Here is a 26,328-nt window from a genome sequence, read left to right on the forward strand (position 1 = left end):
CTGCCGAGGTGGCGGTAGGCCTAGCGATATTAGTGACGATATTCAGAAATGTTCATTCGGTGGATATTGATGAATTGAAAAATTTGAAATGGTAGGAGAAAATAGAATACAGGGTATAGAACTCAGAATTGTCTGACATCTGATTTCTATTCTCTAGATATCCAAAAAGAAAAAGTGATTGAACTATACCTCATAATTTTATTGCCGCTTATCGGTTTTCTGATAAATGGTTTCGTAGGAAAGAGCTTGCCTAAAACTGTTTCGGGCATTATCGGTTCGGGGACGATCTTCATTTCTTTTGTTCTGTCGTGTATGCTTTTCATAGGCTTTTTGAATGGAAGCCAACATAAACTAGATCAGGATGTGTACGATTGGATTTCGTTTTCAGGATTTAATATCTCTTTTGGGTTATTGCTGGATCAACTATCGGTTATCTGGCTGATGGTAGTTACCGGTGTGGGTTTCCTGATTCATCTGTACTCGATTGGCTACATGCACGATGATGAGAAGTTTCACGTCTTCTTCTCTTATCTGAATCTATTCATTTTCTTCATGCTGCTTCTTGTACTGGGCAATAACTTCCTGGTGATGTATATTGGTTGGGAAGGCGTGGGACTTTGTTCGTATTTATTGATTGGTTTCTGGTTTAAGAATCAGGCGTATAATAACGCGGCAAAAAAGGCTTTTATAATGAATCGTATTGGCGATTTGGGCTTTTTGATTGGCATGTTCCTGTTGTTATTTTATTTCAAAACATTACACTTTGGAACCTTGCAACTTGCTCTGTCATCAGTTTCAGTTTCTCACAGTGTTTTAGTAATGATTACGCTGTTTCTTTTTATTGGGGCTATTGGAAAGTCAGCTCAGCTACCTTTATACACTTGGCTTCCTGATGCCATGGCGGGTCCAACGCCGGTGTCGGCTCTAATCCACGCAGCGACGATGGTTACCGCTGGTATCTATATGATAGCTCGCGCAAACTTTATTTATATACTTGCTCCTGAAACCATGCAATTGGTTGCGGCTATTGGTGCCGCGACCGCCCTGTTTGCCGCTACGATTGGTGTGCTTCAAAATGACATCAAGAAGGTTCTGGCATATTCTACAGTTTCCCAACTGGGTTTGATGTTTCTGGCTTTGGGGGTAGGGGCTTTTACCTCTGGAGTATTTCACGTAGTTACCCACGCTTTCTTTAAAGCTTGTTTGTTCCTCGGTGCTGGTTCGGTGATTCACGCGATGCATGGAGAACAGGATATACGAAATATGGGCGGCTTAAAGAAGTGGATGCCTCTAACCTTCTGGACTTTCCTGATTTCCTCGTTAGCCATATCGGGGATATTTCCTTTCTCTGGTTTCTTTTCTAAAGATGAAATCTTAGCGGCCTCGTTTGAGCACGGCAAGGTTTTGTGGGTTGTCGGTTCCGTAGCTTCACTGCTGACTGCGTTCTATATGTTCCGGTTGGTGTTTCTGACCTTTACGGGCAACTTTAGAGGAACGCAAGAACAAAAAAGTCATTTGCATGAGTCGTCTTGGTTGATTACAATTCCACTAATTGTTCTTTCGGCTCTTGCTGCAGTTGGTGGATTGATGGGCTTGCCGGAGTTTCTCGGTTTTCATCATTGGATGAAGGATTTTCTAGCTCCTGTCTTTGTTCCAAATCCTCATGCAGAATTTGGACAGGCACTTTCTCATTCCACAGAGATGGCACTGATGGCAGGTGCTTTTGTAGGTGCTGTGCTTTCAATCGCTTATGCTTATATGAAGTATGTATCAAGGAATAATCTTCCTGCCAAGGAAGGAGAGGAGCAAGGCTTGGGTAAGGTGATTTACCACAAATACTATATTGATGAAATCTACGATCAAGTTATTATTAAACCTTTGATGCTGATGTCGGAATTGGTTCATGATTGGATAGACCGCGGCTTGATTGATGGTTTTGTTAATCTGAGTGGAAAATTATCTATGAATATTGGCGGGCAGGTACGCAGGATTCAAACTGGCTCTATTGGCTTCTATCTTTTCGCAATGGTAATATCTATTGTTTTGATCTTTTTCTGGGTTTCTATAAGTAAGTAATTGATGTTGCTATTAATTCTATTGTTTTCACCCTTGCTGTTTGCCTTATTGGTTCTCCTATCGGGAAACCGCTTTGCAAAACATGTAGCATTGGGCGGAGCTATTCTTACTTTCTTTTCCTGTAACTTCCTGAAGCCGGTCTTTGAGGATGGAGGTTACGCAGCGATTACTTATTCGCATGAATGGATTGCTAACCCTTTGATTAACTTTTCATTGATGCTTGATGGGCTGAGTTTTATGCTCGTAGCACTAACTACCTTTTTGGTGCCGCTCATCATCTTTACGACTTACAAAAAGGAAGTTGAGAATGCGAAGGCATTTTATTCATTAATCCTGCTGATGGAGTTTGGGCTTCTGGGTGTTTTCCTTGCTTCGGATGGATTTCTCTTCTATGTATTTTGGGAATTAGCCTTGATTCCAATTTATTTTATTGCCTTGCTTTGGGGTGAAGGAAAAGATAAGGCATTCCGTAACCGAGCCATATTCAAGTTTTTTGTGTATACACTTTCGGGTTCGCTGTTCATGCTGATTGCTCTTATTTATCTGTATCAGCAGGCTGGAAGTTTCGATCTGAATAAATTTTATGCGCTTTCCTTGACGGACAAAGAGCAATCGCTCTTGTTCTGGGCTTTCTTTGTAGCCTTTGCTGTCAAGATTCCGATTTTCCCTCTTCACACTTGGCAGCCAGTTACCTATAAAGAGGCGCCTTCTGCGGGAACCATGTTGTTGGCTGGCATTATGCTGAAGATGGGTACTTATGGTTTGCTTCGTTGGCTATTGCCTATTGTACCTCATGGCGTGATAGAATGGACTCCATTGGTAATTGTATTAAGCGCTATTGGGGTAATCTACGGTTCGGTCATAGCATTGAGGCAGGACAATTTAAAGAAACTATTAGCCTATTCTTCATTTGCCCACGTAGGCCTGATTGCTGTCGGTATTTTTACACTTACGAGCGAAGGATTTCAGGGAGCAGCGGTACAGATGTTTGCTCACGGATTCAATGTGGTTGGTTTGTTTTTCGCCGCAGAGATTATCTATAGAAGAACCGGGACTAACAGCATAGCCCAGTTGGGGGGCATTCGTAATGTAGCGCCTGTTTTTGCCACTTGCTTTTTTATTGTCGTGTTGGCAAGTGTGGCTTTACCGGGTACGAATGCTTTTATCGGTGAGTTTCTGCTCCTTTTCGGAACGTTTAAATACAATATGTGGCTAGCTGGCATTGCCGGGTTTACAATTATTTTGGGGGCGGTGTATATGTTGCGGATGTATCAAAAAGTAATGTTGGGTGAAACCAATACTACGACCGAATTCTTTGCTGACTTAAGTGTAGGTGAAATCATTGTATTTGTCTTGATTATCGTTGGAATTTTTGAAATTGGATTGTTTCCTAAAATGCTGATGACGTTTATGCAACCCTCATTAGATAATATCCTGAACCACGCCCTGAGATAATGAATACCCTAATTTATACTTCTCTTCTTGGAGTTGGTTGTTTGGTAGTGGAAATGCTGAACCAACGCAAATTGGTATTGCCATTTGCCGTTGTGGGTTTGTTAGCCATCTTAGGCATGAATATTCAGACTTGGGGGCTCAACCAGAGTTTCTATCACAACATGGTGTTGTCTGATAATTTCTCTGAGGCTTTTTCCTCCTTGTTGATTTTTCTAACTATTCTGATCTTGGTTTTGGCGAATGATTTTTTTAGAAATGAAGCATCCAAAATATCAGACTATGTCTCCATTCTTGTATTTACCTTAAGTGGTGCCATAGCTATGGTTTCCTTCGGCAATATGGCTATGTTCTTTCTTGGCTTGGAAGTGCTTTCTATTTCGCTTTATATTCTGGCAGGTAGCAAGCGTAAAGATATCCGTTCGAATGAAGCGGGTATGAAATACTTCCTGATGGGAAGTTTTGCTTCTGGGGTACTTTTGTTTGGCATTGCGCTGATCTATGGAGAAACCGGAAGTTTCGACATTGCCCGGATAGGAAATTATGTACACAACACCATGCCCTCTATTCTTTTCTATATCGGTGCAGGAATGATTTTGGTCGCCATGCTTTTTAAAGTATCGGCAGTACCTTTTCACTTCTGGGCACCCGATGTTTACGATGGTTCACCCACCCTCGTCACTATTATGATGGTATCTGTTACCAAAATTGCCGCTTTTGCGGGGTTCTATCGTCTATTTAGCGAATGTTTCTCTACCACACTTCCTCTTTATGGACTCGCGCTTTCCATCATTACTGCGCTTACGATGATTGTAGGGAATTTCACGGCGTTGCATCAAAACTCTTTCAAAAGACTCTTGGCTTATTCCGGAATTTCACATGCCGGTTATATGATGTTGGGTATTATCAGTCTTTCCGGCAAGACCGACGAATCTATTTTCTATTATGCCGTAGCTTATGGTATTGCTTCCATAGCCGCGTTTGCCACCGCCATAGTGGTTGCTGAAAGTACGGGTTCTGATAACATAGATTCGTTTAATGGTTTAGGAAAGAAAAATCCTTTTCTCGCCGTGGCGCTCACCATCTCCATATTGTCCATGGCAGGTATCCCGCCGCTTGCTGGCTTTTTCGGAAAGTACTATATCTTCAGCGAGGCTATCCGCAACGGTCATATCATCTTAACCATCATAGCCATTATCAATTCAATGGTAGGCGTGTATTATTATTTCAAAGTAATGATAGCCATGTTTACTGAAGGCGATAATGGTAGTACTATTCGGGTCCCGGCTTCCTACCTGATTATCATTGGTTTCTGCGCCCTGCTAGTGATTTTGTTTGGCATCTTCCCTTCGGTCATATTGAGTCTGATTTAATAATCTTTGTCTCCTTATTTTTCTTGCGGGCCAATAAGCGTGAAAAAAGGAACGAAGCTGGGCTGACTACTTTTATATATACTTTGTCGCCTCCTTGTGCATGAGCTAAGCGAAATGAATCCTAATTTTGGCTATATTTATGTTCAATTGCAGAGGGAAACTTGATGATTTTTTCCTTAAACATTGCCGCAATTATTTTTTACTTTATTCTGATTGGCATTGTAATGTTTCTAGTTTGGCTTTGGACAATTCTCGGCATCATTCAACAAAGTTTTAATGGTAATGATAAATTAGGTTGGCTGGTGGTCATGATATTTCTTGCTTTGTTAGGCGCTATTAGACCTCTTTCCAAAATCAAATAGGCTTAGTTAGTAAGTTAGCAATAGCCGCGATTAGGTTGAGCCGCAATTTGAACCTTCTTCTTCTGTTTCGATATTTTTCAGCCAGTATTCTGAATATTTTGAGTTTTCGGATGATATTCTCGATAGCCACCCTGCTGGAGGATATCCGTTGGTTTCTTTGTTTATCTGTTTTGGTAAGCGGATTTTTCTTGCTTCTTTTCTTTGGTATTTCGGTATTGGGATGTGCCTTTTGTAATCCTTGGTATCCGGTATCTACTTCTGCGGTTATGGTGGGATGGATGGGTGTTTGGCTTTGTTTATACAGCTTGTAATCATGCTTGCGTCCATTTCCCACTTCGGTGCAAACAATCTGTCGGGTATTTTGGTCTGCTATTATCTGTGATTTTAAGGTGTGTCTTTTCTTTTTACCTGAGTAATAACGCCGCTGTTTTTTTAGGTCGCTCAATAGGGGGTTTCCGTCACATCTATCCAGACTAGCTCAAACTTATTTTCCGGACAGGTAAGTACCTTTTTGCCAGGCAAATGAAACCGGGGATCGTTGATGAGCTTATGCTCCGTATCCATAATTATTTTGCAAACCGCCGATTCACTAATGTCATAGGTAACGCCAATATGGAACATCGTTCGATACTCCCTGTAATACATCAGGAGCATCAAAACCTTGTCCTCTAAACTTAATTTGGAAGCCACTCCACGGCTTGGGTGCTTTCTTGCTTTTGCATTGCCTCTTCTAGAGCCTGCACCATCAGATGAAACACCTCTCAGGTGACTCCTGTACTACGTTTAAACTGTGCCTTTGGCTGTTTTTGAATAATTGTCCATCGCATGAAGCAAAGAAATTATCAAACTTCTGTTTTTCCACAATTCAATCAACAGAACACATAGTCTAGTGTACTTATTTTTAGAATAAACCCATTTTGGAAAGAAGTCTATTCTCTATTCGTTTGTTGGGAGAAAACTTTGGATTAAATAATTTGACTAATCCGGAAGGCTCGAAATTTTATTGGTCCTAGGCAAGGTTAAGACCCTGCACTTTCAGGGCAGTGCCTTTAGTGCTACACATTTTTGGTAAATCTGCTTAATGGGAGTAGAGAACAGGCAAGAGGGGCATTCGACCGGTCGCTTAAATGTCCATATAGTATGGATTACAGAATATCGGTATCATGTATTGCAGGGAGATATTCAAAAGCGATGAAGGGATTTGATAAAACAAATATGCGATGCGTTGGACGTAAGGATATTAAAAGGAGTGGTGAGCAAAGACCATATCCATATACACATTGAATATCCTCCAAAGTTAAGCGTAAGTGATATAGTAAAGATGCTGAAAGGTCGTACATCAAGAAGAATACAGGATGAATTTCCTGAGTTGAAGAAGAAGTATTGGGGGCGACATTTTTGGGCAGTAGGGTATGGATGTTGGAATAGTGGTAACATTACGGAAGATATGGTGCAGCAATATTTGGAACATCACAAAAGTGCGGCAAACGATGAAGGCGATAATTTCATACTGGAGTAGGGATTTATTCCATCCCCAAACCTATGCGCTTTTAGTGCATAGTATTTTAGTTAGTAGATTTTACTTGTAAATTTGACGAGTGGACCACTTGATTTCGGGTTACTTTATCTCCCCCTTTTCGTTCTGGTTTGACCACCAGAACCACCGAGTTGAAAAGTTAATAGTTTTAAAAGTATGGTAACTTCCAAACTATAAAAAAGTAGCGACTTTTTGCCTCCCCTCTGTTTTTTATTTGACAACACAGAATTAAAACAGAGATTTAATATTGGATTTGCCAACCTCCTGGTTACAAAACTGAGTGCTTGATACACAGATAAAGTTCATTTTATCCAACTAGAAAATACTTAAAAATTATACCCCACTTGAAAGGTGAAATTTCTAGGTGCTTCTATTAATGCCGGACGAAGGGTATATTCAGTATTCAAGACATTCTTGCAAATGAAAGTGAAGGACACTTTATCTTTGTAATTATAACCGGCGCGAAGGCTCATCACAAAATCTCCTTTGTTATGTGTGGCGCGGAACTTAGTCACGACAGGCAAGGCTCCGACGCTGAGGTTATCTACTTCTTTAATAAAGCTGTTATAGAAGGCACTGACACCGAGTATGACTCCTTTGTAAGTCACTTGTAAATCTGCTTTAGCCGAATGTTGTACGCGATATTTAAGTAGTTTGGTACTATTTGCATCAGCAGGGTTATAGTCTAAATTTCGTGGATACAGATAAGAGTAACCAATCAAAAAGTTGAGTGGAACACCAAATATCTTACCATTTGCAACTGCTGAAATCTCAGCCCCGGCTATAACGGTGTTTACAATATTAACGGCGCGAAATGGAACTCCATATAGTTGAAAGCTGTCGGGATAGTTTTCATATACCTGGAACTCAATCATATCGTGATAACGCATCACATAGCCGCTCAAATCGAAATAGGCAATCCAGTTACTCACCTTAACGGCTTGTTTTATCCCGATTTCTGCGCTCCACCCATTTTCGGGCCGAAGAGAGTCGTTAGGAAAGGCTTGTGCAAAACTGCGAATGGTATAGACGTACTTTTCGGCTAAAGAAGGGAAGCGGAACCCTTGCCCAAACGAGGCTCTAAGAAATGTACCTTGTGTAGCTTGGTAATTGAGTCCACACCTGAAAAGTGGAGTGACGGGTGATTGGATATCTGTTTCTTTATTCCGAAGATGGTGCAATAAATTGATGAAAGGCAAACGATTTTGTATGGTATGACCGGACAGGCGCGCATATTCCAAGCGAAGACCAGCAGAAACCGTCAGGCGTTTGAAGAACTTCTTTTCTACCTGCACAAAAGCAGAAAAGTTCATGACGTCGCGTGTGTTGAAGTATTTAATGTTGCGAATGTTGGAAGTCAATTCACCAAAGGTTTTCCCTTCTATGAGTGAATAATATCCATTACTTCCGGCCGTAAGAATGAGGTCGTATTTTTTGAATTTGCGGAGGTAGGTATAGTCATAGTAAAACTGATGTGCGAGTGAACTATCTCCCGTTGTGGAGTAGCGCAGCGTGTTGTAATATCGGAACTTGAGGCTGTGCCTGTTGTCTTTTTTGTCATATAGATTTACATAAGGATCAAAGATGAGCGTGCGTTCTTTTGTCTGAGTAAAATCTATAGGGACATAGGTGAGCGTAGCCACTCCCTTGGAGGCGAAAAAGTCTTTTGATGTTTGATGATACAAGTTCATATTAAGACCCACGGTGAGGTTGGGTAGTTTGTGGGGTGTATAACGAAGTTTGGAAGTGAGCCGAGCCTGCTTATAGTCGTTATTCATGCGAAATCCCTGGTCTTGCTGATATCCACCAGCTAAAACCACGCCAAAATCTCCATATTGTTTGGCGTGCATGATTTGTGCGCCGCCAAACATAGGGCGGCTGATTCGGCTAACAGTATCGCCGTTTTTTTTAATCACACCTTTTTTCCACCCTTGGTTCCAAGTGCGTTGACGTGGCTGACCATAGAACCCATAATTAATTAGAACCTTATTAACCATTTCTGGTTTGGGGTTCACGGTGCGCATATTTATTACGCCATTTAAAGCAGAGGAGCCATAAAACGCAGAGGCGCAACCTTTAATCACTTCTATCTGTTCTAATGCTTCGATAGGAATCATATCCCAGATAATGCCTCCATTTTCAGGGCCGATCACCGGCATTTCATCTAACAAAACCATTACCCGGTTGCCAGTCACATCGCTGAAACCGCTGCCTCCGCGGATAGAAATTGTTTTGCCCAACATATTCACACCGGGCACTTTCTGCATAGCCTCATCCATCCTGGCGCTATTCTGATTAATGACCGATGCCTTCAGTATTTCCATAGAAACTACTTCTTCGCCCAATACTTTTTCATATTTTGTACCGGTCACGACAACCATATCCAACTCATTCGCCTCTGCTGCCATTTTGATGTCCTGTCTTTTCTCCTTTACTGACAGCATCGTGACTGGAATGCTTCTTTTAGAATAGCCAACATAACTGAGTTGAAGCATGTGAGTTCCCTGCTCCACCTTTAATTCATATTTTCCATCCACGTCGGTTTGGGTGCCATTGGTAGTGCCTTTAACTTGAATGGCCACGCCGAATATCGGACTGTTGTCTTTTTCATCCGTTACGGTACCATAAATTCTGGCAGACTGTGATAGGGATACAAGTGCCACCATCAATCCGACACTTGTTAGAAAATGGGGTAGATATCTCATACTTTACTTTTTGCGGGCAACTGGAAGAACATAACTTAATTGAACGGTATAATTTCTGGGGGCTTCCATATAGGCAGGACGCGGAGTGTATTCCCAATTCAATAAATTCTTTACTAAAAACGCCACGCGAATACCTGCTTTAAAATTATACGCTAAGTGCATATTCAAAATTACATCTCCTTTCCCTTTACCATAAGGGATTGCTTCCTTCTCATTTCGATATTGCTGCAAACCCGTAAATGCACTAGTGCCTTTTAAATTGTCAAGCGTTGTGAAAACACCTCCGACAAATGCGTAATCAATGTTCTCCATATAGCTGGTGTACTGAATATTAGTATTCCACTCCAAGCCTACAACACTCAAGGTCATATCGAATTTTACATTATGACGTTGACGGTACTTTAGTACATTTTTTGAGGAGGAAGAGGTCTGTCCGTATGTTAGATAGGGTTTTGAGTCTGGGTTATTGCTCTGATTATAATAATCAACTCCGGGAAGAGCAGAACTACTCAAGGGCAGAGGAACGCCTTGGTAATTGAATAAGGTCAACTGATCGTCCCAATTCAACGAGCGCGGATCTATATAAGTATATCCTGCCATCAATTGTAACTTTGCCTTTCCCATAACAAATTCGTTGACCCATACCAGTTCGCCTCCAACTATCCTTGTCTTGCCTATGTTTTGGGAAGAAAACCCAAGGCCGAAGTTGGAGCTAAAATCAGTCCACTTGGAGGTATCGCCGAATTGTCCAAAAGTAAACTCCATCATATTGTCATACTGGTTCCAGAAACCGGAAGCATCTATAAAGCCAGTCCAAGCTTTACCTGCTTTGTATCCCTGACGGATACCTAACTCGGCGCTGTAACCTTTCTCCGGTTGCAGTTTTGGATTAGAAGCAATGGAAAGAATACCGACATTGGTGCTGACATATCGTTCTGCTATAGTGGGATAGCGGAAACCCTGGCCAAACGAAGCGCGGATAAAAGTGGCTTCTGCGGGTTGGTAGTTAATCCCGACACGAGCTAAAGGATAAGTTAATTCCTTTAAAGAATTCTGGCGAAGTTCTAAACGATTAAAATAAATACCGGGAGCGGTAGAATCGAGCACATAATGTTTCATATCGAAATAATCCCAACGTGCACCTAGTGAGATACTTAGCCGGTTAAAGAATTTAAAATCTGCTTGAACATAGGCGGAGAAGTTGTAGCTTGTGTTTTTGCCAAACAGGCTGCTGATCGCGCTTTTTGGCGGACGCACATCGTCGAAAGTATTGACAACGCCTACAATAAGATTAGACTGAAATCTACGCTTGTCAAACCGGTGTCGGTATTGGACTTCTGAATAGTAACGATTCGGAACGGAGCCTTGTCCGGTAGAATTGTGATTAGTAGCATTGAAATACCGGCCGCTTACCCTTAAGTGATTATTCTTTTTGTCTGAGTATTCTAAGAATGGATCCAGTGTAAAACGATTGTTTTTATAAATCGTCACCGTACTAGGATAAGGTTTGTATGCGTTGGAATCAACCCCATTCCAGAAGAAGAATGCTTTCCCCCAACTATAATATCCGCTAGCAGTTATTCCTATACTGAGACCTGCTATCTTTTTGAAACGGAGGCGATACTTGATGGTGCCCCGAACGGTATGGGTATCACTGGAGTCCAGATAACCGGTAGATGCATCCATTGCTCCGCCCAATACCAAATCGTGAACACCAAACTTCTGACGATAAGCAAAGTTTACCCCCCCCATCATCGGATTGTTGTTGCCCCACCATTTCATGCTAGGAGTTTTGACCGGACCTTCATAGAGGCCGCTGTAAACCGATACCCGTGCGTAGGGTTCATCCGTAGGATAGGCTGTACGTATATTGACAATGCCATTCAGCGCGCCGGAACCATAGAGCGCAGAAGCCGCTCCTTTAATCACTTCTATCTGCTCTACATTCTCCATCGGAACGATTGCCCACTTGGCATCTCCGGCATCGGCGCTTAGAAGGGGAAGATTATCCATCATTACCTGAACGCGCGAACCAGCTCCATAACTCCAGCCAGAGCCACCGCGGATATTCACTTGCCCATCGGCTATGGTAACTCCCGGTATGCGGGTCATTCCTTGATCTAGCGACGTGATGTTTTGCTCGGTCAGGTGATTACCCTTCATCACCTCCAAAGAAACTGTTTCTTCACCTAACCTCTTTTCGTATTTGCTGCCGGTCACTACCACCGCATCCATCATTTGCTGCTTTTTAGTCAGTACGACATTGAACTCCTTGTCTTCTCCGGCAACCAGCGTAATAGTCATTCTTTGTTCCACACGTCCTAAATAAGCATAGAGAACTTGGTAAGTGCCCGCTGGAAGACCCACTTCATATTTCCCGTCAAAATCAGTTACCGTGGCAATACCCTTAGATACATCCACTACTATATTGGCACTGACTAATGGTACTTGTAGTTCATCCGTAACCTTTCCGAATAGACGGGCGGTCTGGCCTTGAATTTGAAAACTGAAAAATAGCAGGAAGGCAAGGGAGTAAAGCCTGAAAATCATGCACGCTTTTTTTGGTTCAGGCAAAACTAATTTTTTTCATTACTCGTCTCCAAACGAATTGTTGGAAAATGTAGATAAGGTTTTTGCCTTGTTTAATAGGCGGTGAGAAGAACAACATTACTTCTTCATCTGCACGAGAGCTTCTTCGACTGTTTTTACCGGTAGTTTGCACGTTTTGTTTCGACAAACATAAATGTAGGTGCCGTCGTTTTTCATTTTGTCTTTCAATAAGGGAAGGTTGCTTTGAGAGGTACTTCCCAGAAAAACAGCATGAGGCAAAAAATGTTGTTGCAAAGTTTGTTTCAATTCCTTTGCATCCTTTCCTACAATAGCAACTTCAAAAGGTTCCTCCATCAAATAATCCATCAGTATAGCCCAGTTGGCATAATAAGCAGGATGCGTGAGCATATTATCCTTTACTTTAGATATGGCCTTTTCAGCTTTTTGGATATAATCCTCTCGGTCATCAATCAGGCCGAGGCGATAGAGCGCATTTGCCATAGAAGAATTAGAAGCCGGAATCACGTTGTCGGAAGTCTCTGTTTTTCGGGCAATAAGTGGCGCATCGCTGATGGAAGTATAAAAGAACAATCCGGTTTGAATATTATAGAAATGCTGAATCACATATTCGCTCATTTCATTTGCCAGCAACAGCCATTGCTCGTCAAAGGTAACTTCATACAAAGCAATAAATGCCTGAATTGTGAAACTATAATCATCCAGAAATCCATTGATACTCGTTTTGCCGTTCTTGTAATTTCTACGGATACTGCCATCCGGCTGTAGCATCTTATCGCGAAGAAATGAGGCCAGAACCAAAGCGCGGTCAAGAAACTTTTGGTCACTAAAAGATTCGTAGGCATTCGTATAACCCATCAGCATCAGGGCGTTCCATGAAGTCAATATTTTATCATCCAATGCCGGACGGATTCGTTTTCCTCTTTCCTTCAAAAGCTTTTCCTTCCATTTCTTTAGGTTCTGAGCTACGATCTCCGGTTTCAGTTCACTGTTTTCTATCCTCACCAAGTTATTCTTCCTGCCTTCAAAATTTCCTCCCGGCGAAATCCTAAACACCTTCTTGAAATCCTCAAAATCAATGCCCAGTATTTGTTTTAACTCCTCATAGCTCCAAACATAGAACTTGCCTTCTTCTCCTTCGCTGTCGGCATCGAGGGCAGAATAAAAGCCGCCGGAGCTATCGCTTAATTCACGCTCAACAAAATCCAACGTTTCATAAACTACTTCTTTATAGCGCTCATTTTTAGTTAGCCGATAAGCTTCGGCATAAAGAGAAACGAGTTGTGCGTTGTCGTACAACATCTTCTCAAAATGTGGAATCTCCCACCGTTCATCAACCGAATAGCGGGCGAAGCCACCCCCCAACTGGTCATAAATTCCACCATTCATCATGCCGTCCAGCGTGGCAGTGACTGCTTTCAACGCTTTGGGATTACCAGTGTAGTAATAATTCTGCAGTAGATATTGATAGGTAATTGGCATGGGAAACTTGGGCGCCCCTTTCCTTCCACCCAAATCATAATCCATTCCTGCATCGAGGCGATCAAAAATCATAGACCGATCGTTGGGTGAAAAAATAGCCGGTGTGTTTGAATCTAATGCAAAGCCATCCATCCCTTTAATGCCTTGTGTAATTTGTTCAGCGCGTTGCAGGGCTTCTCCTCTTTTATTCTGCCAATAATCGGCGAAGTAATGCAATACTTGTTTCCATTTTTCATTGGGGAAATAAGTGCCGGCATAAATCGGTCGCCCGTCTGGCAATGCAATGGCGTTAAGCGGCCATCCGCCGCCGCCGGTCAGCAGTTGAGCGGCATCCATATAAATTTGATCTACATCCGGCCTTTCTTCGCGATCTACTTTGATCGAAACAAAATGCTCATTCATCAATTTGGCCACCGTCGTGTCTTCAAAACTTTCATGTTCCATTACATGGCACCAATGGCACGCCGAATAACCAATCGAAATAATCAGGAGCTTGTTTTCGTTCTTTGCCTTTTGAAGCGTTTGTTCATTCCAAGGCATCCAATCCACCGGATTATGGGCATGTTGCAACAGGTAGGGACTGGTTTCATGAATCAGTTCGTTAGTAAAAGGATGTTTTGTCATGGATTGCGAATTACAGGAATAAAGATGAGCCAGCAGTAAGACCGCTGCGCTTGCTTTTAGGAAGATATTCATTGCCGCGGCAAGTTACAAAACTCTTAGGCAGTGGTTTGTCGTGAAAATGATTTTGCAAATTATCTTTTCGCAATGCGCTTGGCGAACGCCAAGTGATGCTACCCTTTTCAAAATAATTTACTTTCGGCAGGATTTTAGAAAAAGATGGAACCTGCCAAACGCATCCTCTTAACGGTTACCAATGACCTGACCTACGACCAGCGCATGCAGAAGGTTTGCCGCAGTTTGGCTCAAGCGGGATATGATGTCGAACTTATTGGAAGGAAAAGAGACATCTCCATGCCCATCTCAATCGAGCCTTATCGCCAAACGCGGCTTAAATGTTTTTTCAACAAGGGCAAATTTTTTTATTTGGAGTATAACCTTCGCTTGCTTTTTCATCTTGCCTCCATGAATTTTGATGCCATTTGTGCGGTGGACCTCGATACCGTCATGCCGGTGTCCATCATCGGCAGGCTGAAAGGAGCCAAGCTAATATTTGATGCGCACGAATATTTTAGCGAAACCCCCGAAGTAGTTCGGCGACCTTTAATAAAGAAAATATGGGAGTGGATTGACCGGACCTTTGTTCCCGGTTTTGATCTGATTTACACCGTTTCGCCCGGGTTGGCAAACATCTTTTCGACCCGGTATGGACAGCCCGTTCATGTCATACTCAATGTTCCGTTGCTGGAAGAAAAAGAAAAGAAAGAGTCTGCCCACCGTCCTGCCACGCTCATCTATCAAGGTACCTTGAACGAAGGCAGAGGTTTGGAACAGATGATTGAAGCCATGAAATCAATAGATGCCAAACTGTTGTTGGCCGGCGAAGGAGATTTGTCGGAAGAACTGAGGCAACTGGTTCGAGAACAAAACCTGGAACAGAAAGTAGAGTTTACGGGCTGGCTTTTGCCCGATCATTTGGCAAAGGTGACCGAAACGGCCGATATCGGCATCCATGTTTCGCTCAACAAAGGATTGAGCTACTATCATTCGCTCGGCAACAAGTTCTTTAACTACATCCACGCGGGCCTTCCACAGGTTTGCACCACTTATCCCGAATACCAGAAGATAAATGAACAATATAACGTCGCCCTTTTGATTCAAGATGATTCGCCCGATGAAATAGTTAAAGCAGTACAACGTTTGCAAGATAACCCTGACTTATTCGTTCGCTTAAAAAGAAATTGTGAAACTTGCAGCCGAGTTTATAATTGGCAGGAAGAATCCACCAAACTGTTGAACCACTATGCAGCCCTATTCCGGTAAACACCTCCACATCATCTCCTTCAATGTGCCCTACCCGCCCGATTATGGCGGTGTGATAGACGTGTTCTACAAAATCAAGGCGCTCCACGATTTAGGCATCAAGATTCACCTCCACTGCTTCGCCTATGGAAGAGAAGAAAGCAAGGAACTGAACGACCTCTGCCAATCCGTACATTATTATCCCAGTAAAAAGTTTTATCAGGCAATTTACAGCAGCGTGCCTTACATTGTAGGTTCGCGGAAGAGCGACGATTTGCTCACCAACCTCACCGCCGACGAATACCCCATCTTGTTTGAAGGCATGCACACCTGCCTGTATCTCAATCATCCCGGGTTGAAAGGAAAAATGAAGGGAGTACGCATGCACAACGTAGAGTGGGACTATTACCGCAGCCTCAAAGAATCAGAGCGCAACTATCTGATCAAATTCTATTTCTACTATGAATCAAAAAAGCTGCGAAAATTTGAAGAAGAACTGAAATATGCCGATAAGGTTTTCGCCATTTCCAAAAGCGACTACGAATATCTGCGCCTCAGCTACGAAAACATTTTTTTCGTCTCCGCCTTTCACAACAATCAGGAGGTAACCAGCAAAACCGGGAAGGGGAAATACATATTATATCAGGGGAACTTGAGCGTGGCCGAGAACAATCAGGCTGCCATGTTCATTGCCAAGAAGATTGCCGAGGGAATGCCCTATCAATTTATCATTGCCGGTAAACAACCCACCTCCTCGCTCAAAAAAGAAATCAAAAACATCCCAAATGTAGAGTTGATTGAAAATCCACCCTTCGAAAAAATGGCCGAACTGATGGCCGACGCGCATATCAACCTGCTTTTTACTTTCCAAAGCACCGGCATCAAACTCAAACTGCTCAACTCGCTTTATCGCGGTCGCTTTGTTTTGGTCAATCATAAAATGGTGAACAACACGGGGCTTGAAAAACTCTGTATCATTGAAGACAACCCCACCGCCACCCAGCGCCTCGTTACCGACCTGATGGACATAGAATTTACCGAACATGACATCGAAAAACGTCAGCGCCTCTTAGAAAAAGACTTTGGCAACCTCAGCCAGGCAAGCAAGATTGCCAAAGAAATGTTCGGCTAAAACTCTCCGGCCCGCCTTCTCCTCTTCTTGCCATCAACCGCCTTGCTGGTGTCTTTTGGGATTGCTTTAAAGAGGGAGACAGTGGTCGAATCAATGATAAACAGTTTTGGAAGTAGCCCTTTGTTTTGGCAGATGTCGGATAAAAGACCACGATATTTTTCCAACAAGCACTAATAAAAGTTCTAAAAGATCCGTGAATCGCGGCGGCTATTAGCGTCGGACAGCGTGCTTCGTTTGCTCGGTAAATCAAATCTCTGGGTATCAACGATAGTATCTGGCTGATAATAGGTTTGCCGCTAAAGTTTTTACTTTGTGCCATGTAGTTTTATTTGTGCAAAACCAAAACTATAACAAAAGCCGAAGTGCCTATTAAGCGCTTCGACTTAGTTTTTTACCGGACAGTACTGCATTTGCTCCAGCAAATTTGGAATCCGCTGCACCAAATTACGTTTCTGCTGCACCAAATGGTGTTTCTGCTGCACCGAATGGTGTTTCTGCTGCACCAAATATGAAATTCGCTGCACCAAATTGCTTTTTTGCTGCACCGAATTATGTTTTCGGTGAACCAAATATGAAATCTGCTGCACCAAATCAAGAATTTGCTACAGCGTTTGATACAAACATCCTTTATTAAAATAAATTCATTCATTAACCATCAAAATTTCCTACTGTGAGCTATCCATTAAACGTAATTATTGACTTTTCTGGAAACAAAAAAGCCCTGACGGTTAGGTCAGGGCTTTGATATAAAGTTGTGGAAAGATTATTTGGCAGCGGCACCGGCGCGAGCGATGTATTTTTCGATGTCGCGGCTTTCATCGCTGTTGGGATAGAGGTCGCGCACTTGGGTATAGTATTTTTCTGCCTGAGTATAATCCTTCAGATATTCATAAGCTGCTCCGGTCTTGAAGAGGTAGAGGGGTGTGTATTTTTCATTGTCGGAAAAACTGGCGGCATTTTGATATTGTTTAACAGCCTGGTCCATTTGTCCTTTCTCGGCATAGGCATCGCCGAGGGCGTTTAGACGCAGTGCACCGATGATGGGATCGTCGGTGCTGAATTTGTCTAGATATTTGATGGCGTCGTCGAATTTTTTGAGATTGAGGCAACTGATGCCGGCGTAGTATTGGGCGAGTTTTCCGGCTTTGGTCATGGAGTAATTGTCGGCCACGTTTGCGAAGCCTTTGTAGGCGGCGTTGCCGTTGAGTGCCAGATCAAAGGAGTCTTTGGCAAAGGCGAATTCGGCCATGTACATGGCTTTTTGGGCCTTGAGGTTTTGTTCGGGAAGGTATTGCATGAAAAGGTAAAGCAAACCACCGATGATTAGGACGATGGCCCCTCCACCTATCATCAGCGCTTTTTGATTTTTTTCGGTAAATGCTTCAATGTTCAACAGTTGTTTTTGAGCATTTTCAACTAAGTTATCTTTATGTTCAGCCATATTTTTATTGATGTAAGTTTTAATTACGAGGTGCGAATATAATTTCTTTGGTTAGACGGTTAAAAAGGGGTAATCGGCTTGGGTGTATATATGTTTGTATAGTTCACCGTCCTCTGGGTAGGGGGAGTTTTCGGCAAAGGTGACGCTGTCTTCTATTTCTTTTTCTACGGCTTCGTTGATGGCATCAATATCTTTCTGTGTGGCGTATTTCTTTTTGAGGATGGTTTCAAGCGTGGTTTCGATGGGGTCGAGCTTCTTATATTCTTCTACTTCTTCTTTGGTGCGGTATTTTTGAGGGTCGCTCATGGAGTGGCCTTTGTAGCGATAGGTACACATTTCGAGAAAGGTGGGGCCTTCGCCTTTGCGCGCCCGCTCGGCGGCGCGTTCTACGGCTTCATGGACGGTTTCGCATTTCATGGCATCTACCGATTCGGAAGGCATGTCGTAGGCCTCGCCCAATGTGGAAATCTTGGTGACGTTGGAGGTTCGGCCTACGGAGGTTCCCATAGCATATCCGTTGTTTTCGCAAACGAAGATGACGGGCAGCTTCCAGATCATAGCCATGTTGAAGGTTTCGTGCAAAGCACCCTGACGGGCCGCGCCATCGCCAAAGAAGCAGATGGTTACATTGTCTTTGTCGAGATATTTATCGGCAAAGGCAATCCCTGCACCGAGCGGGATTTGGGCGCCGACTATTCCATGTCCGCCAAAGAAATTGTGTTTTTTGGAGAAGAAGTGCATGGAGCCGCCTTTGCCTTTGGTGCATCCGGTGGCTTTGCCGTAGAGTTCGGCCATGGCTTCGTTACAAGTAATGCCTTTGGCAATTGCCAGTCCGTGGTCGCGGTAGGCAGTAATGACGCGGTCGTCTTGACGCAACGCACTAACGGTTCCGGCGGCTACGGCCTCTTGTCCGATATAGAGATGGCAGAAGCCGCGAATTTTTTGTTGTCCATATAACATCCCGGCGCGTTCTTCAAAACGACGCAGGCGGTACATCAGTTGGTACCAGTATAAATAGGTGTCTTTAGTTACTTTTGCCATTCACGAATTGTTTTAAAAAAAGGCAGGCAAACATAGTGTTTCTTACCAGAATTTCACTTTCCAACTTTAAGAATCACGAAAACTTATCTCTTGGTTTTTCGCATAAAATCAATTGCATTATTGGTAACAATGGAGTGGGGAAAACGAACCTGCTTGATGCTATCTATTACCTCTGTTTGACCAAAAGTTATTTTAATAGTACGGATCAGCAGAATATACTCTTTGGAAAGGATTTCTTTCGGCTGGAAGGTAGTTTTATGAAGGGGGAAGAGTCTTTTGATTTGGTATATAAACTGCCGGTAGGGAAAAGAAAGGAATTGTTGGTTAATGAAAGCTTGCTACCCAAGTTGAGTGATCACGTGGGCGGTTTTCCTGCTATTATCATTTCGCCAGATGATAGTGTCTTGATAAATGGCGGAAGCGAGGAGCGAAGAAGGTTTTTGGATAACACCATATCTCAGGTAAACCATCAATACCTGGATAGCCTAATTCAATACAATAAAATTTTAGCGCAACGCAACGCCTCCTTGAAGCGTTTTGCTGAATCGGGTAGAGTGGATAATACTTTGCTCGACTCTTATGATCAGCAAATGGTGCCATTAGGGAATGAAATTCATCAAGCGAGAAAGGCCGCTATTGTATTGTTGGAATCTTTATTTCAGAACTTTCATCGGCAGGTAAGCTATGGTAGGGAGGTGACCGGATTTAGGTATCAATCGCCACTCAATGAACAAGCGTTTGAATCCTTGCTAAAAGCTAACCGGAACCGTGATTTGGTTTTGCAGCGAACCGATACCGGTGTTCACAAGGATGATATTGAATTCAGAATAGGAGAGAACAGGCTGAAACGTTTTGGTTCTCAAGGACAGCAGAAGAGTTTTATTGTTTCGCTGAAATTTTCGCAGTATGAGTATATCAGAAAGAATAAGAATTTTGCTCCGGTTTTGCTGATAGATGATATTTTTGATAAACTGGATACCGATCGCAGCCGAAAGTTGGTAGAGTTGATTTCGGAAAATGGATTCGGGCAAGTGTTTATAACAGATACCGGAGATGCCCACATTCGTGAAGTATTGAAAGGGAAAGAAGAAATTTTTTCTTTTATTGGCTTTTGAAACGAGTATGAAAAAGAACGCAGTAACTATAAAAGAAGCTTTGGACCAGATGGTTTCTAACCTGAAACTTAAGCCGGGTTTGAATCAATCCAGAATAAAAAATAAATGGAATGAAGTGATGGGGAACTTGATTGCCAAACACACCACGGCCATTTCGCTCAAAAACGGGAAGCTATATATTCAGGTGGATTCTGCGCCGCTGAAACAGGAATTGTCTTATTCGCGGGATAAGATTAAAGAGGTGTTTAACAAAGAACTGGACGAGCCGGTGATTAAAGAAGTTTTTATCTACTAAAGCTTCGGCAGATATTGAACGATGAATTCCAGAGTATTCTCTATACTTCTTTTTCTGTTGAGTGGATTTTCCCTTTTCTCAACAGCTCAGTCAGCCACTGGCAAGAACAAAAAATCAAAAAATCATGATGTATCCCAACAGGAAGAACTGAATAATAAAGTAGATTATGATTCGACGATTGATCATAGTCGTTTGATGCTTTTGGATGCCATGCTTGAATTAAATGATGCATTGGAGGCAGGAGTGAAGGCAAGTCTGGATTCGTTGAATAGCCCGGTTGTTGGATTAGCTAACGATAAGCACACGGCCTTGTTGATTATCAAGAAAGCAAAAGAACAAGAATTATTACTCCCTTATTTACAGCATGTTCAAGATAGTTTAACCGAAGATTCGAGAATCATTGTTGCGGAAAGAAAAGAGATCCTGATGCGCTTGAATCCGTTGGATATCTTGCAGGAGGAAATAGCACCGGCTGAAACGAAAATGGAGAATCTCGTTATTAAGAATGATACTTTTAATCGTATTGAGACCGACACCATGAGGCAATTCCCCGAATTGAAATCGGGAATAGCGATCAGAAAAATTCCGGGCAACAAAACGGATACTTGGAAGCATGCACACGCCGTAGTGGATACTGCGGCCCTAGCCCGATATGAATTGAATGAAATGCAGCCGACCGAGGCTCGAGACCAATCTTCAAAAAGAGAGAGTGATACAGTTAGTCATATCAAGGCTAATTTCTTTTTAGCCCGTGCTAAAAAGGCGGTGGAATTGAAACAATATTCGCGAGCATCTGACTTGCTCGGCAAATCGCTGGATTTATGGAATCGAAATTATTCAGCTATCGTGTGTCTGGCAGATGTAGATGCTGAAACAGGCTCATATACTAAAGCATTAAAAGGATATGACCGTGCGATGAAAATAGATTCAACTCAGGCTTCACTTTTCTTTAAAATCGGTATGGCTCACCTGAATCTGAAGAAAAAGTATGAAGCTTTTGAAAATTTTTCACGAGCTATTGGTATAGACAGTCAATATGTTTTGGCGTATATGGAGCGGGCTGATATCTCAAGCGGTTGGCTCAAATATGAAAGTGCAGTTGAAGATTATAATGCGGTAATAAAAATCAATACCAATTATTATCAGGCCTATCGCTTAAGAGGGATCGCGTATTTGATGTTAAGGAATTTTGCATCGGCCTCAGATGACTTTACCCGGTATATCATATTTGACCCAAGCGATTCATCTGTCTATTATTACCGTGGTTTGGCCAAAGTCGGCAATAATGATTGGTTGGAAGGATGCATGGATCTTTCTACTGCGGCGGACATGGGACATGTGGCCGCGAAAAAGGCACTAAAAGAGAATTGTGATTTATGATTTACAAATCCGGTACATTCATAAAAAAATATTTTATACTGAACAGATGAAATAGCATGAATGGAGCACACCTTGACTTTGTAACTTGAACAGAAAATAAAAGGCAACATTATTCTTCAAAATAAAATATAAGGGTCAATCGCCCGTCCATCATACCATTATTACAAAAAACTTTTTCAGGAATTGAAATTGAAATAGCTATAAATTTTATTTACTGAGATATATTTCCTTCTTTGCACTGTTAAAAACATAATGATGGATTCATCGCCTTTAAAAAGTACTCCTGCCCCTGAAACCAAAGAGGTCATGACCAATCTCCCTCAGCCTAAACTCAAAGTATTTACAGACCGAAACAGAACCAATTTCCTCAAAGTTCCGGAGCAAAAGCTACTGGCTATCTTGTGTGAAATGATGCCTCAATGGGTTACTCCTGATTTTCTAACCTTCGTAGGGATGGTAGGAAGCGTACTGGTTATGGTAGGTTTTTTTCTGGCAAGGAGCAACGACTATTATTTTTTATTGTCTATCCTCGGCTTTTGTATCAACTGGTTTGGCGATTCTTTGGATGGACGAATTGCCTACTTCAGGAAAAAGCCACGCAAGTGGTATGGCTTCTCTTTAGACTTGAATATGGACTTCATTTCCGTTGTCATGATGGGTTGCGGGTTTTACTATTACCTGTCGGCTCCGTATAATGTTTTTGCATTTGCCGTTGTTATACTTTATAACTGGACTATGATTATGTCGCTGATGAAATATAAAATCGTTGATGTTTTTATGATTGACTCTGCCTATTTAGGGCCAACGGAGTTCCGTATTATCCTTATTTTGGTTTTGATCGGCGAAATGCTTCTGCGGGGCACCGCTGGTTATTTTACCATTGTGGTTTCTGCGGTATTATTTATAATTAACGTGAAGGATTTCTTCCGTCTGCAAAAACTCGGTACAAAAAGGGACGAGGAGGATAAGGCTAATAAGCTCCTATCATAATTGCCAGAGATTGCACGACTCCCAGAATCGGACCATTCCCAGTTTAACTATTTACACTGATACCCTTCATAATTCAACTGCTTGAAGGCTTGCGTATAGGCATCTTCTGATGCAAAATCTCTTTTACAAAGTTTAATACTGTCTTTTGGATAGTTGACACACTCGGTGCAATAGCCGCAGGATTGAATCGAGCAAATCACAAATCCACCAAGAAGAAAGAAGAGTATTGATTTCATAAATTTCATTTAACGCGAATCGAAAATATGAATATCCAAATTATCTTTTAGTACCTTCCATCCTTAATTTGCTTTAATTTGTCTTTGTTGCGGGAATAGCTCAGTTGGTAGAGCATCAGTTTCCCAAACTGAAGGCCGCGGGTTCGAGCCCCGTTTTCCGCTCTTGAAACTTACTATGATAGTCATTACAGGCGCTGCCGGTTTTATAGGTTCCAATCTTGTTCGAGCATTGAATCTTGAAGGAGTAACTAATCTAATTCTCGTTGATCATTTTAATGACACAACCAAAGCGAAAAATATTAAGGACGTGAAGTATGAAAAGATTATTGACCGAGAGGAATTTCCCCAATGGCTAGAAGCGAATGCCCACGATGTTGATTTTGTTTTTCACCTAGGGGCGCGAACCGATACCGCGGAACTCGATTATTCGGTATTAGAAAAACTCAACCCGGAATATTCTAAAACACTTTGGACAATTTGTACAGAAAAGAATATCCCTTTTCTCTATGCCTCCTCAGCAGCCACCTACGGAATAGGAGAGAAGGGCTTCAACGACGATCATTCCTTGATTCATGATCTGAAGCCGTTGAATCCTTATGGGCTTTCCAAACAGCAGTTTGATGTTTTTGTCATGGAACAATCATCGGCTCCGCCATTTTGGGTAGGCCTGAAATTCTTCAATGTTTATGGGCCGCGCGAAGCACATAAAGGACGTATGGCTTCAGTGGTGCTTCATGCCTTTCGTCAAATCAAAGAGTCAGGTGAGATAGAACTATTTCAAAGCCATCATCACGATTATAATGATGGAGAACAACTGCGTGATTTTATCCACGTCGACGATATCACCAATATATGCCTATTCTTTTTTAAACAGCGTAAACTTTCCGGCATTTACAATTGCGGAACCGGCGAGGCAAGAACCTTCAATGATTTGGCCAAAGGAATTTTCAACACCATGAACCTTCCGGTAAAGATTCGATACATCCCTATTCCCCAAGATATTCGTTCTCGCTATCAATACTTCACCGAGGCGGAAATGAGCAAGCTACAATCCATCGGCTACCACGATCCCTTCATCAGCCTGGAAGAAGGAATAGAAAAGTATGTCGGCTTTCTAAGGAAAGGATAGCTGCTTTACTTAGAAAACTTCTGAATCTGCTTTTCGATAGTGCCTTCGTCGGTCAGGCCCATTGCGCGCCACACTTCCTTGCCTTGTTTATAAAGCACCAACAACGGAATGCCTGAAATGTGCATCGTTCTCGAAATCTCAGGGTTTTTATCTACATCAATCTCTAGCAGCTCGGCTTTTGCATTATTATTCTTAATCACCCGATGAACAATCGGCTTCAAAATCTTGCAGGGACCACACCAAACCGCATTAAAATCTACCAACACCAGTTTATCTTTTGCCTTCAACTGATTCAGGTAGTCATCAAAACTCATGCCCATATCTGGTGCCTCACCCGATGAAGTTTCTACTGGCTTTCTACCGCCTATCCAGGCATTGATACCGCCTTCGAGATTGTAGATTTCCTTAAAACCATTTTTCGTTGCCAGCTCTGCGGCCTGCGCGCTGCGCGAACCCGCCAGACAGTAAACATAAAGAGGCTTAGATTTATCCATCTTATTCAGTTGGGTTTCAAAGCCCGCTTCATTTAGATTGATGTTTTTTGAATGAGCCAGATGCTTCTCCGAATACTCGCCGGGAGTGCGCACATCCAGAAGCTGTATATTCTTACCCTTTATACCCTTTTCAAATTCATCGGCATTCAGATTTTTAACCGTCGGTGACTGCCCGGTGCATGCGGCAAAAGTGAGTGCCAGCAAAAAGATAGATGTCATTAATTTCATTTACAAATATTTATTTCCCAAAAATCGTTTTATAAACCGATTGGCGAAATTAAAGTGGGGGTTAAGTATTGGCTCTTAACGAAATTTAAAATGCCCCCTTTAAGAAGTGTACTAACGTTTGTCTTAATTTATAGTTTTTATGACTCAATAATAAGGTAAGGTCCTTTTTTATGTGAGGTATTACCCCCCCACTTCATATATAGTTATCGCCTTGCTTTCTGGTCCGCTGTTGCGGCGACTATTGGCGCGAACCGAAATTAAATACCTTTTACCCGATTCTAAACCGGTCACGATGGCACTTGATTTCAAAGCACCTATATGCGTAGCATTCAGGTCAAGCCGATCAACTTCACGTAGGAGAAGAGAATAACTTCTCGCCTTTTTAATGGCCGTCCATTTTAATTTAACAGGACCGTGTTGACTAAGTTTTGTTTTACGATAAATATTCGGCTGTTTGGTTATTATTACCTTTTTGTTCTTTATTTTCAATTCATAACCGGTAGTCATATGATTTCAGGATTGCGTACTGCAATCATATTCACATAACCCGCCAGAACCGTAAAATCCCATTCCACTGCTTTCTGTGCTGCCTTTCGCTGCACCAACACTACCTTGCTACCATCATACCGGCTTAAAGTATCGCGAAGCCTGACTACCGATAAGGCCAAATTGTCCTTTTCTGCAATGGTGCCGGGAAAGTATGGATTGTCGGTCATTCGCATCAAAACCCTCATGGCTTTCATGTAAACCTCAAAGGCATTCTTATTTCTCAGGCCTGTTTTTGCAAAGTTTTTCATATTCTACATTGTACGATACTTATAATAGAAAGGTTTCAATACTACTTTAGATATTATTCCCTTTAAATTGGGACCGGTTACCAGTGAATACCCCGAATTGCATGTGCAATTCGCTGCAATGCTCATTCATTTTTACAAATAGAAAGGGACATCCAATGTTTTGCTTTAGCTTTTAAATAAAAAGAAAGAGGCTCACAAGGAAATGCTGTTTCTTTTTTTAAAAATGAACAAGCAGTGGCATCTTAGTCTCCTTCTATTTGTAAAAATGAATGAGCATTGCCGTGAGCGTCTGTTTCAATGCTTACTTAGCTATGCGATTTTCCGCGAAATGAATACTGATTTTGAGCTAGTTCATGGGAGAAAGAAAGAAATCCTTGTAAAAGTGAGCGATTTGATAATGACAGGGGTTGGAATCTGTTTGAACTATATTGAAATGGATGACAGCTTCATTCTATTGTTAGCTACTTTGATTGAGTTTAAATCGAAAAATAAGTTTAACAGAACGAACGCGAAGAAACCGCTACGCATAGACTGGGAGGCTCAAACACCATCATAAATCATTTATACATACC

22 protein-coding genes, 1 tRNA gene and 2 pseudogenes are annotated in these 26,328 nt (G+C 42.2%); 15 read left to right on the top strand and 10 right to left on the bottom strand.

From position 1 onward, the window contains the following. Window positions 1-174: 174 nt before the first annotated feature. From nuoL to IPP77_14535, 4 genes are all read left to right on the top strand, one after another. A complete protein-coding gene (gene nuoL, locus IPP77_14520; protein ID MBL0310831.1) occupies window positions 175-2,076 on the top strand; it encodes an NADH-quinone oxidoreductase subunit L in 1,902 nt (633 codons plus the stop codon). A 3-nt stretch (window positions 2,077-2,079) separates the two neighbouring features. Continuing rightward, window positions 2,080-3,531, top strand: coding sequence for an NADH-quinone oxidoreductase subunit M (locus IPP77_14525; protein MBL0310832.1), 1,452 nt, complete (start codon window positions 2,080-2,082; stop codon window positions 3,529-3,531). Beyond that, window positions 3,531-4,901 (top strand): NADH-quinone oxidoreductase subunit N, encoded by a 1,371-nt coding sequence (locus IPP77_14530; protein MBL0310833.1) that lies wholly within the window; start codon window positions 3,531-3,533, stop codon window positions 4,899-4,901. Before IPP77_14525 ends, IPP77_14530 begins: the two co-directional genes overlap by 1 nt. 164 nt (window positions 4,902-5,065) lie before the next feature. Then, on the top strand, window positions 5,066-5,263 hold the full coding sequence (locus IPP77_14535; GenBank protein MBL0310834.1) for a PLDc N-terminal domain-containing protein: 198 nt from the start codon (window positions 5,066-5,068) through the stop codon (window positions 5,261-5,263). Here the strand turns inward: IPP77_14535 and IPP77_14540 are convergent. Next, window positions 5,256-6,090, bottom strand: a pseudogene (locus IPP77_14540) (IS5 family transposase). The gene IPP77_14535 and the pseudogene IPP77_14540 sit on opposite strands and share 8 nt — an antisense overlap. A gap of 254 nt (window positions 6,091-6,344) precedes the next feature. Here IPP77_14540 and tnpA point away from each other — a divergent pair. Further along, window positions 6,345-6,782, top strand: a pseudogene (gene tnpA, locus IPP77_14545) (IS200/IS605 family transposase). 344 nt (window positions 6,783-7,126) lie between these two features. On the opposite strand, the gene IPP77_14550 reads toward tnpA, so the two are convergent. From IPP77_14550 to IPP77_14560, 3 genes are all read right to left on the bottom strand, one after another. Then, window positions 7,127-9,505, bottom strand: a complete 2,379-nt coding sequence (locus tag IPP77_14550) for a TonB-dependent receptor (protein MBL0310835.1) — start codon at window positions 9,503-9,505, stop codon at window positions 7,127-7,129. Between the two features lie 3 nt (window positions 9,506-9,508). Then, window positions 9,509-12,055, bottom strand: a complete 2,547-nt coding sequence (locus IPP77_14555; GenBank protein ID MBL0310836.1) for a TonB-dependent receptor — start codon at window positions 12,053-12,055, stop codon at window positions 9,509-9,511. Window positions 12,056-12,172: 117 nt separating this feature from the next. Then, a complete protein-coding gene (locus IPP77_14560; protein ID MBL0310837.1) occupies window positions 12,173-14,179 on the bottom strand; it encodes a thioredoxin domain-containing protein in 2,007 nt (668 codons plus the stop codon). A gap of 216 nt (window positions 14,180-14,395) precedes the next feature. On the opposite strand from IPP77_14560, the gene IPP77_14565 reads away from it, so the two are divergent. The 3 genes from IPP77_14565 (at window position 14,396) to IPP77_14575 (ending at window position 17,244) form a co-directional block, all read left to right on the top strand. Beyond that, window positions 14,396-15,499 (top strand): glycosyltransferase family 4 protein, encoded by a 1,104-nt coding sequence (locus tag IPP77_14565; GenBank protein ID MBL0310838.1) that lies wholly within the window; start codon window positions 14,396-14,398, stop codon window positions 15,497-15,499. After that, window positions 15,480-16,610: a glycosyltransferase gene (locus IPP77_14570; protein MBL0310839.1), complete on the top strand. Its 1,131-nt coding sequence runs from the start codon at window positions 15,480-15,482 to the stop codon at window positions 16,608-16,610. The genes IPP77_14565 and IPP77_14570 overlap by 20 nt, the downstream gene beginning before the upstream one ends. A 424-nt stretch (window positions 16,611-17,034) precedes the next feature. Continuing rightward, window positions 17,035-17,244 (top strand): hypothetical protein, encoded by a 210-nt coding sequence (locus IPP77_14575; protein ID MBL0310840.1) that lies wholly within the window; start codon window positions 17,035-17,037, stop codon window positions 17,242-17,244. Between the two features lie 129 nt (window positions 17,245-17,373). Here IPP77_14575 and IPP77_14580 read toward each other — a convergent pair whose 3' ends face one another. Both IPP77_14580 and pdhA read right to left on the bottom strand, forming a co-directional pair. Further along, window positions 17,374-18,051, bottom strand: a complete 678-nt coding sequence (locus IPP77_14580; protein MBL0310841.1) for a tetratricopeptide repeat protein — start codon at window positions 18,049-18,051, stop codon at window positions 17,374-17,376. Window positions 18,052-18,102: 51 nt separating this feature from the next. Continuing rightward, window positions 18,103-19,092 (bottom strand): pyruvate dehydrogenase (acetyl-transferring) E1 component subunit alpha, encoded by a 990-nt coding sequence (pdhA, locus tag IPP77_14585; protein ID MBL0310842.1) that lies wholly within the window; start codon window positions 19,090-19,092, stop codon window positions 18,103-18,105. Window positions 19,093-19,127: 35 nt separating this feature from the next. On the opposite strand from pdhA, the gene IPP77_14590 reads away from it, so the two are divergent. From IPP77_14590 to IPP77_14605, 4 genes are all read left to right on the top strand, one after another. Further along, window positions 19,128-20,207, top strand: coding sequence for a DNA replication/repair protein RecF (locus IPP77_14590; GenBank protein MBL0310843.1), 1,080 nt, complete (start codon window positions 19,128-19,130; stop codon window positions 20,205-20,207). 7 nt (window positions 20,208-20,214) lie between these two features. After that, a complete protein-coding gene (locus IPP77_14595) occupies window positions 20,215-20,502 on the top strand; it encodes a DUF721 domain-containing protein (GenBank protein MBL0310844.1) in 288 nt (95 codons plus the stop codon). Window positions 20,503-20,523: 21 nt separating this feature from the next. After that, window positions 20,524-21,882, top strand: coding sequence for a hypothetical protein (locus IPP77_14600; protein ID MBL0310845.1), 1,359 nt, complete (start codon window positions 20,524-20,526; stop codon window positions 21,880-21,882). Window positions 21,883-22,134: 252 nt separating this feature from the next. Next, window positions 22,135-22,872, top strand: coding sequence for a CDP-alcohol phosphatidyltransferase family protein (locus tag IPP77_14605; protein MBL0310846.1), 738 nt, complete (start codon window positions 22,135-22,137; stop codon window positions 22,870-22,872). A 47-nt stretch (window positions 22,873-22,919) separates the two neighbouring features. Here the strand turns inward: IPP77_14605 and IPP77_14610 are convergent, their stop codons facing one another. Then, window positions 22,920-23,108 (bottom strand): hypothetical protein, encoded by a 189-nt coding sequence (locus tag IPP77_14610; GenBank protein MBL0310847.1) that lies wholly within the window; start codon window positions 23,106-23,108, stop codon window positions 22,920-22,922. A gap of 89 nt (window positions 23,109-23,197) precedes the next feature. On the opposite strand from IPP77_14610, the gene IPP77_14615 reads away from it, so the two are divergent. Both IPP77_14615 and rfaD read left to right on the top strand, forming a co-directional pair. Continuing rightward, window positions 23,198-23,270: transfer RNA gene (locus tag IPP77_14615), tRNA-Gly, on the top strand. 13 nt (window positions 23,271-23,283) lie between these two features. After that, the gene (gene rfaD, locus IPP77_14620) at window positions 23,284-24,237 is read left to right on the top strand and encodes an ADP-glyceromanno-heptose 6-epimerase (protein ID MBL0310848.1); all 954 of its coding nucleotides are present in this window, start codon (window positions 23,284-23,286) and stop codon (window positions 24,235-24,237) included. A gap of 5 nt (window positions 24,238-24,242) precedes the next feature. Here the strand turns inward: rfaD and IPP77_14625 are convergent, their stop codons facing one another. The 3 genes from IPP77_14625 to IPP77_14635 all read right to left on the bottom strand — a co-directional run bounded on the left by IPP77_14625 (window position 24,243) and on the right by IPP77_14635 (window position 25,756). Further along, complete coding sequence (locus tag IPP77_14625) at window positions 24,243-24,959, bottom strand: thioredoxin (protein ID MBL0310849.1); 717 nt, start codon at window positions 24,957-24,959, stop codon at window positions 24,243-24,245. 180 nt (window positions 24,960-25,139) lie between these two features. Next, window positions 25,140-25,466, bottom strand: coding sequence for a fibronectin type III domain-containing protein (locus IPP77_14630; protein MBL0310850.1), 327 nt, complete (start codon window positions 25,464-25,466; stop codon window positions 25,140-25,142). Beyond that, window positions 25,463-25,756, bottom strand: coding sequence for a hypothetical protein (locus tag IPP77_14635; GenBank protein MBL0310851.1), 294 nt, complete (start codon window positions 25,754-25,756; stop codon window positions 25,463-25,465). The genes IPP77_14630 and IPP77_14635 overlap by 4 nt, the downstream gene beginning before the upstream one ends. Before the next feature lie 265 nt (window positions 25,757-26,021). Between IPP77_14635 and IPP77_14640 the strand changes: the two genes are divergently transcribed. After that, entirely contained in the window at window positions 26,022-26,312 is a 291-nt protein-coding gene (locus tag IPP77_14640) for a hypothetical protein (protein ID MBL0310852.1), read from the top strand. Window positions 26,313-26,328: the final 16 nt, after the last annotated feature.

The sequence above is a fragment of the Bacteroidota bacterium genome, from assembly GCA_016722375.1.
Lineage (GTDB): Bacteria > Bacteroidota > Bacteroidia > Chitinophagales > LD1 > Bog-950.

What these genes read in the sequence shown, in the direction of transcription:
- IPP77_14595 (MBL0310844.1), top strand. Translation starts at nt 20,215, where the DNA reads ATGAAAAAGAACGCAGTAACTATAAAAGAAGCTTTGGACCAGATGGTT.
- IPP77_14570 (MBL0310839.1), top strand. Translation starts at nt 15,480, where the DNA reads ATGCAGCCCTATTCCGGTAAACACCTCCACATCATCTCCTTCAATGTG.
- IPP77_14530 (MBL0310833.1), top strand. Translation starts at nt 3,531, where the DNA reads ATGAATACCCTAATTTATACTTCTCTTCTTGGAGTTGGTTGTTTGGTA.
- IPP77_14580 (MBL0310841.1), bottom strand. Translation starts at nt 18,051, where the DNA reads ATGGCTGAACATAAAGATAACTTAGTTGAAAATGCTCAAAAACAACTG.
- IPP77_14555 (MBL0310836.1), bottom strand. Translation starts at nt 12,055, where the DNA reads ATGATTTTCAGGCTTTACTCCCTTGCCTTCCTGCTATTTTTCAGTTTT.
- IPP77_14535 (MBL0310834.1), top strand. Translation starts at nt 5,066, where the DNA reads ATGATTTTTTCCTTAAACATTGCCGCAATTATTTTTTACTTTATTCTG.
- pdhA (MBL0310842.1), bottom strand. Translation starts at nt 19,092, where the DNA reads ATGGCAAAAGTAACTAAAGACACCTATTTATACTGGTACCAACTGATG.
- IPP77_14640 (MBL0310852.1), top strand. Translation starts at nt 26,022, where the DNA reads ATGAATGAGCATTGCCGTGAGCGTCTGTTTCAATGCTTACTTAGCTAT.
- IPP77_14610 (MBL0310847.1), bottom strand. Translation starts at nt 23,108, where the DNA reads ATGAAATCAATACTCTTCTTTCTTCTTGGTGGATTTGTGATTTGCTCG.
- rfaD (MBL0310848.1), top strand. Translation starts at nt 23,284, where the DNA reads ATGATAGTCATTACAGGCGCTGCCGGTTTTATAGGTTCCAATCTTGTT.
- IPP77_14550 (MBL0310835.1), bottom strand. Translation starts at nt 9,505, where the DNA reads ATGAGATATCTACCCCATTTTCTAACAAGTGTCGGATTGATGGTGGCA.
- IPP77_14525 (MBL0310832.1), top strand. Translation starts at nt 2,080, where the DNA reads ATGTTGCTATTAATTCTATTGTTTTCACCCTTGCTGTTTGCCTTATTG.
- IPP77_14635 (MBL0310851.1), bottom strand. Translation starts at nt 25,756, where the DNA reads ATGAAAAACTTTGCAAAAACAGGCCTGAGAAATAAGAATGCCTTTGAG.
- IPP77_14600 (MBL0310845.1), top strand. Translation starts at nt 20,524, where the DNA reads ATGAATTCCAGAGTATTCTCTATACTTCTTTTTCTGTTGAGTGGATTT.
- IPP77_14605 (MBL0310846.1), top strand. Translation starts at nt 22,135, where the DNA reads ATGATGGATTCATCGCCTTTAAAAAGTACTCCTGCCCCTGAAACCAAA.
- IPP77_14560 (MBL0310837.1), bottom strand. Translation starts at nt 14,179, where the DNA reads ATGACAAAACATCCTTTTACTAACGAACTGATTCATGAAACCAGTCCC.
- IPP77_14625 (MBL0310849.1), bottom strand. Translation starts at nt 24,959, where the DNA reads ATGAAATTAATGACATCTATCTTTTTGCTGGCACTCACTTTTGCCGCA.
- IPP77_14630 (MBL0310850.1), bottom strand. Translation starts at nt 25,466, where the DNA reads ATGACTACCGGTTATGAATTGAAAATAAAGAACAAAAAGGTAATAATA.
- IPP77_14565 (MBL0310838.1), top strand. Translation starts at nt 14,396, where the DNA reads ATGGAACCTGCCAAACGCATCCTCTTAACGGTTACCAATGACCTGACC.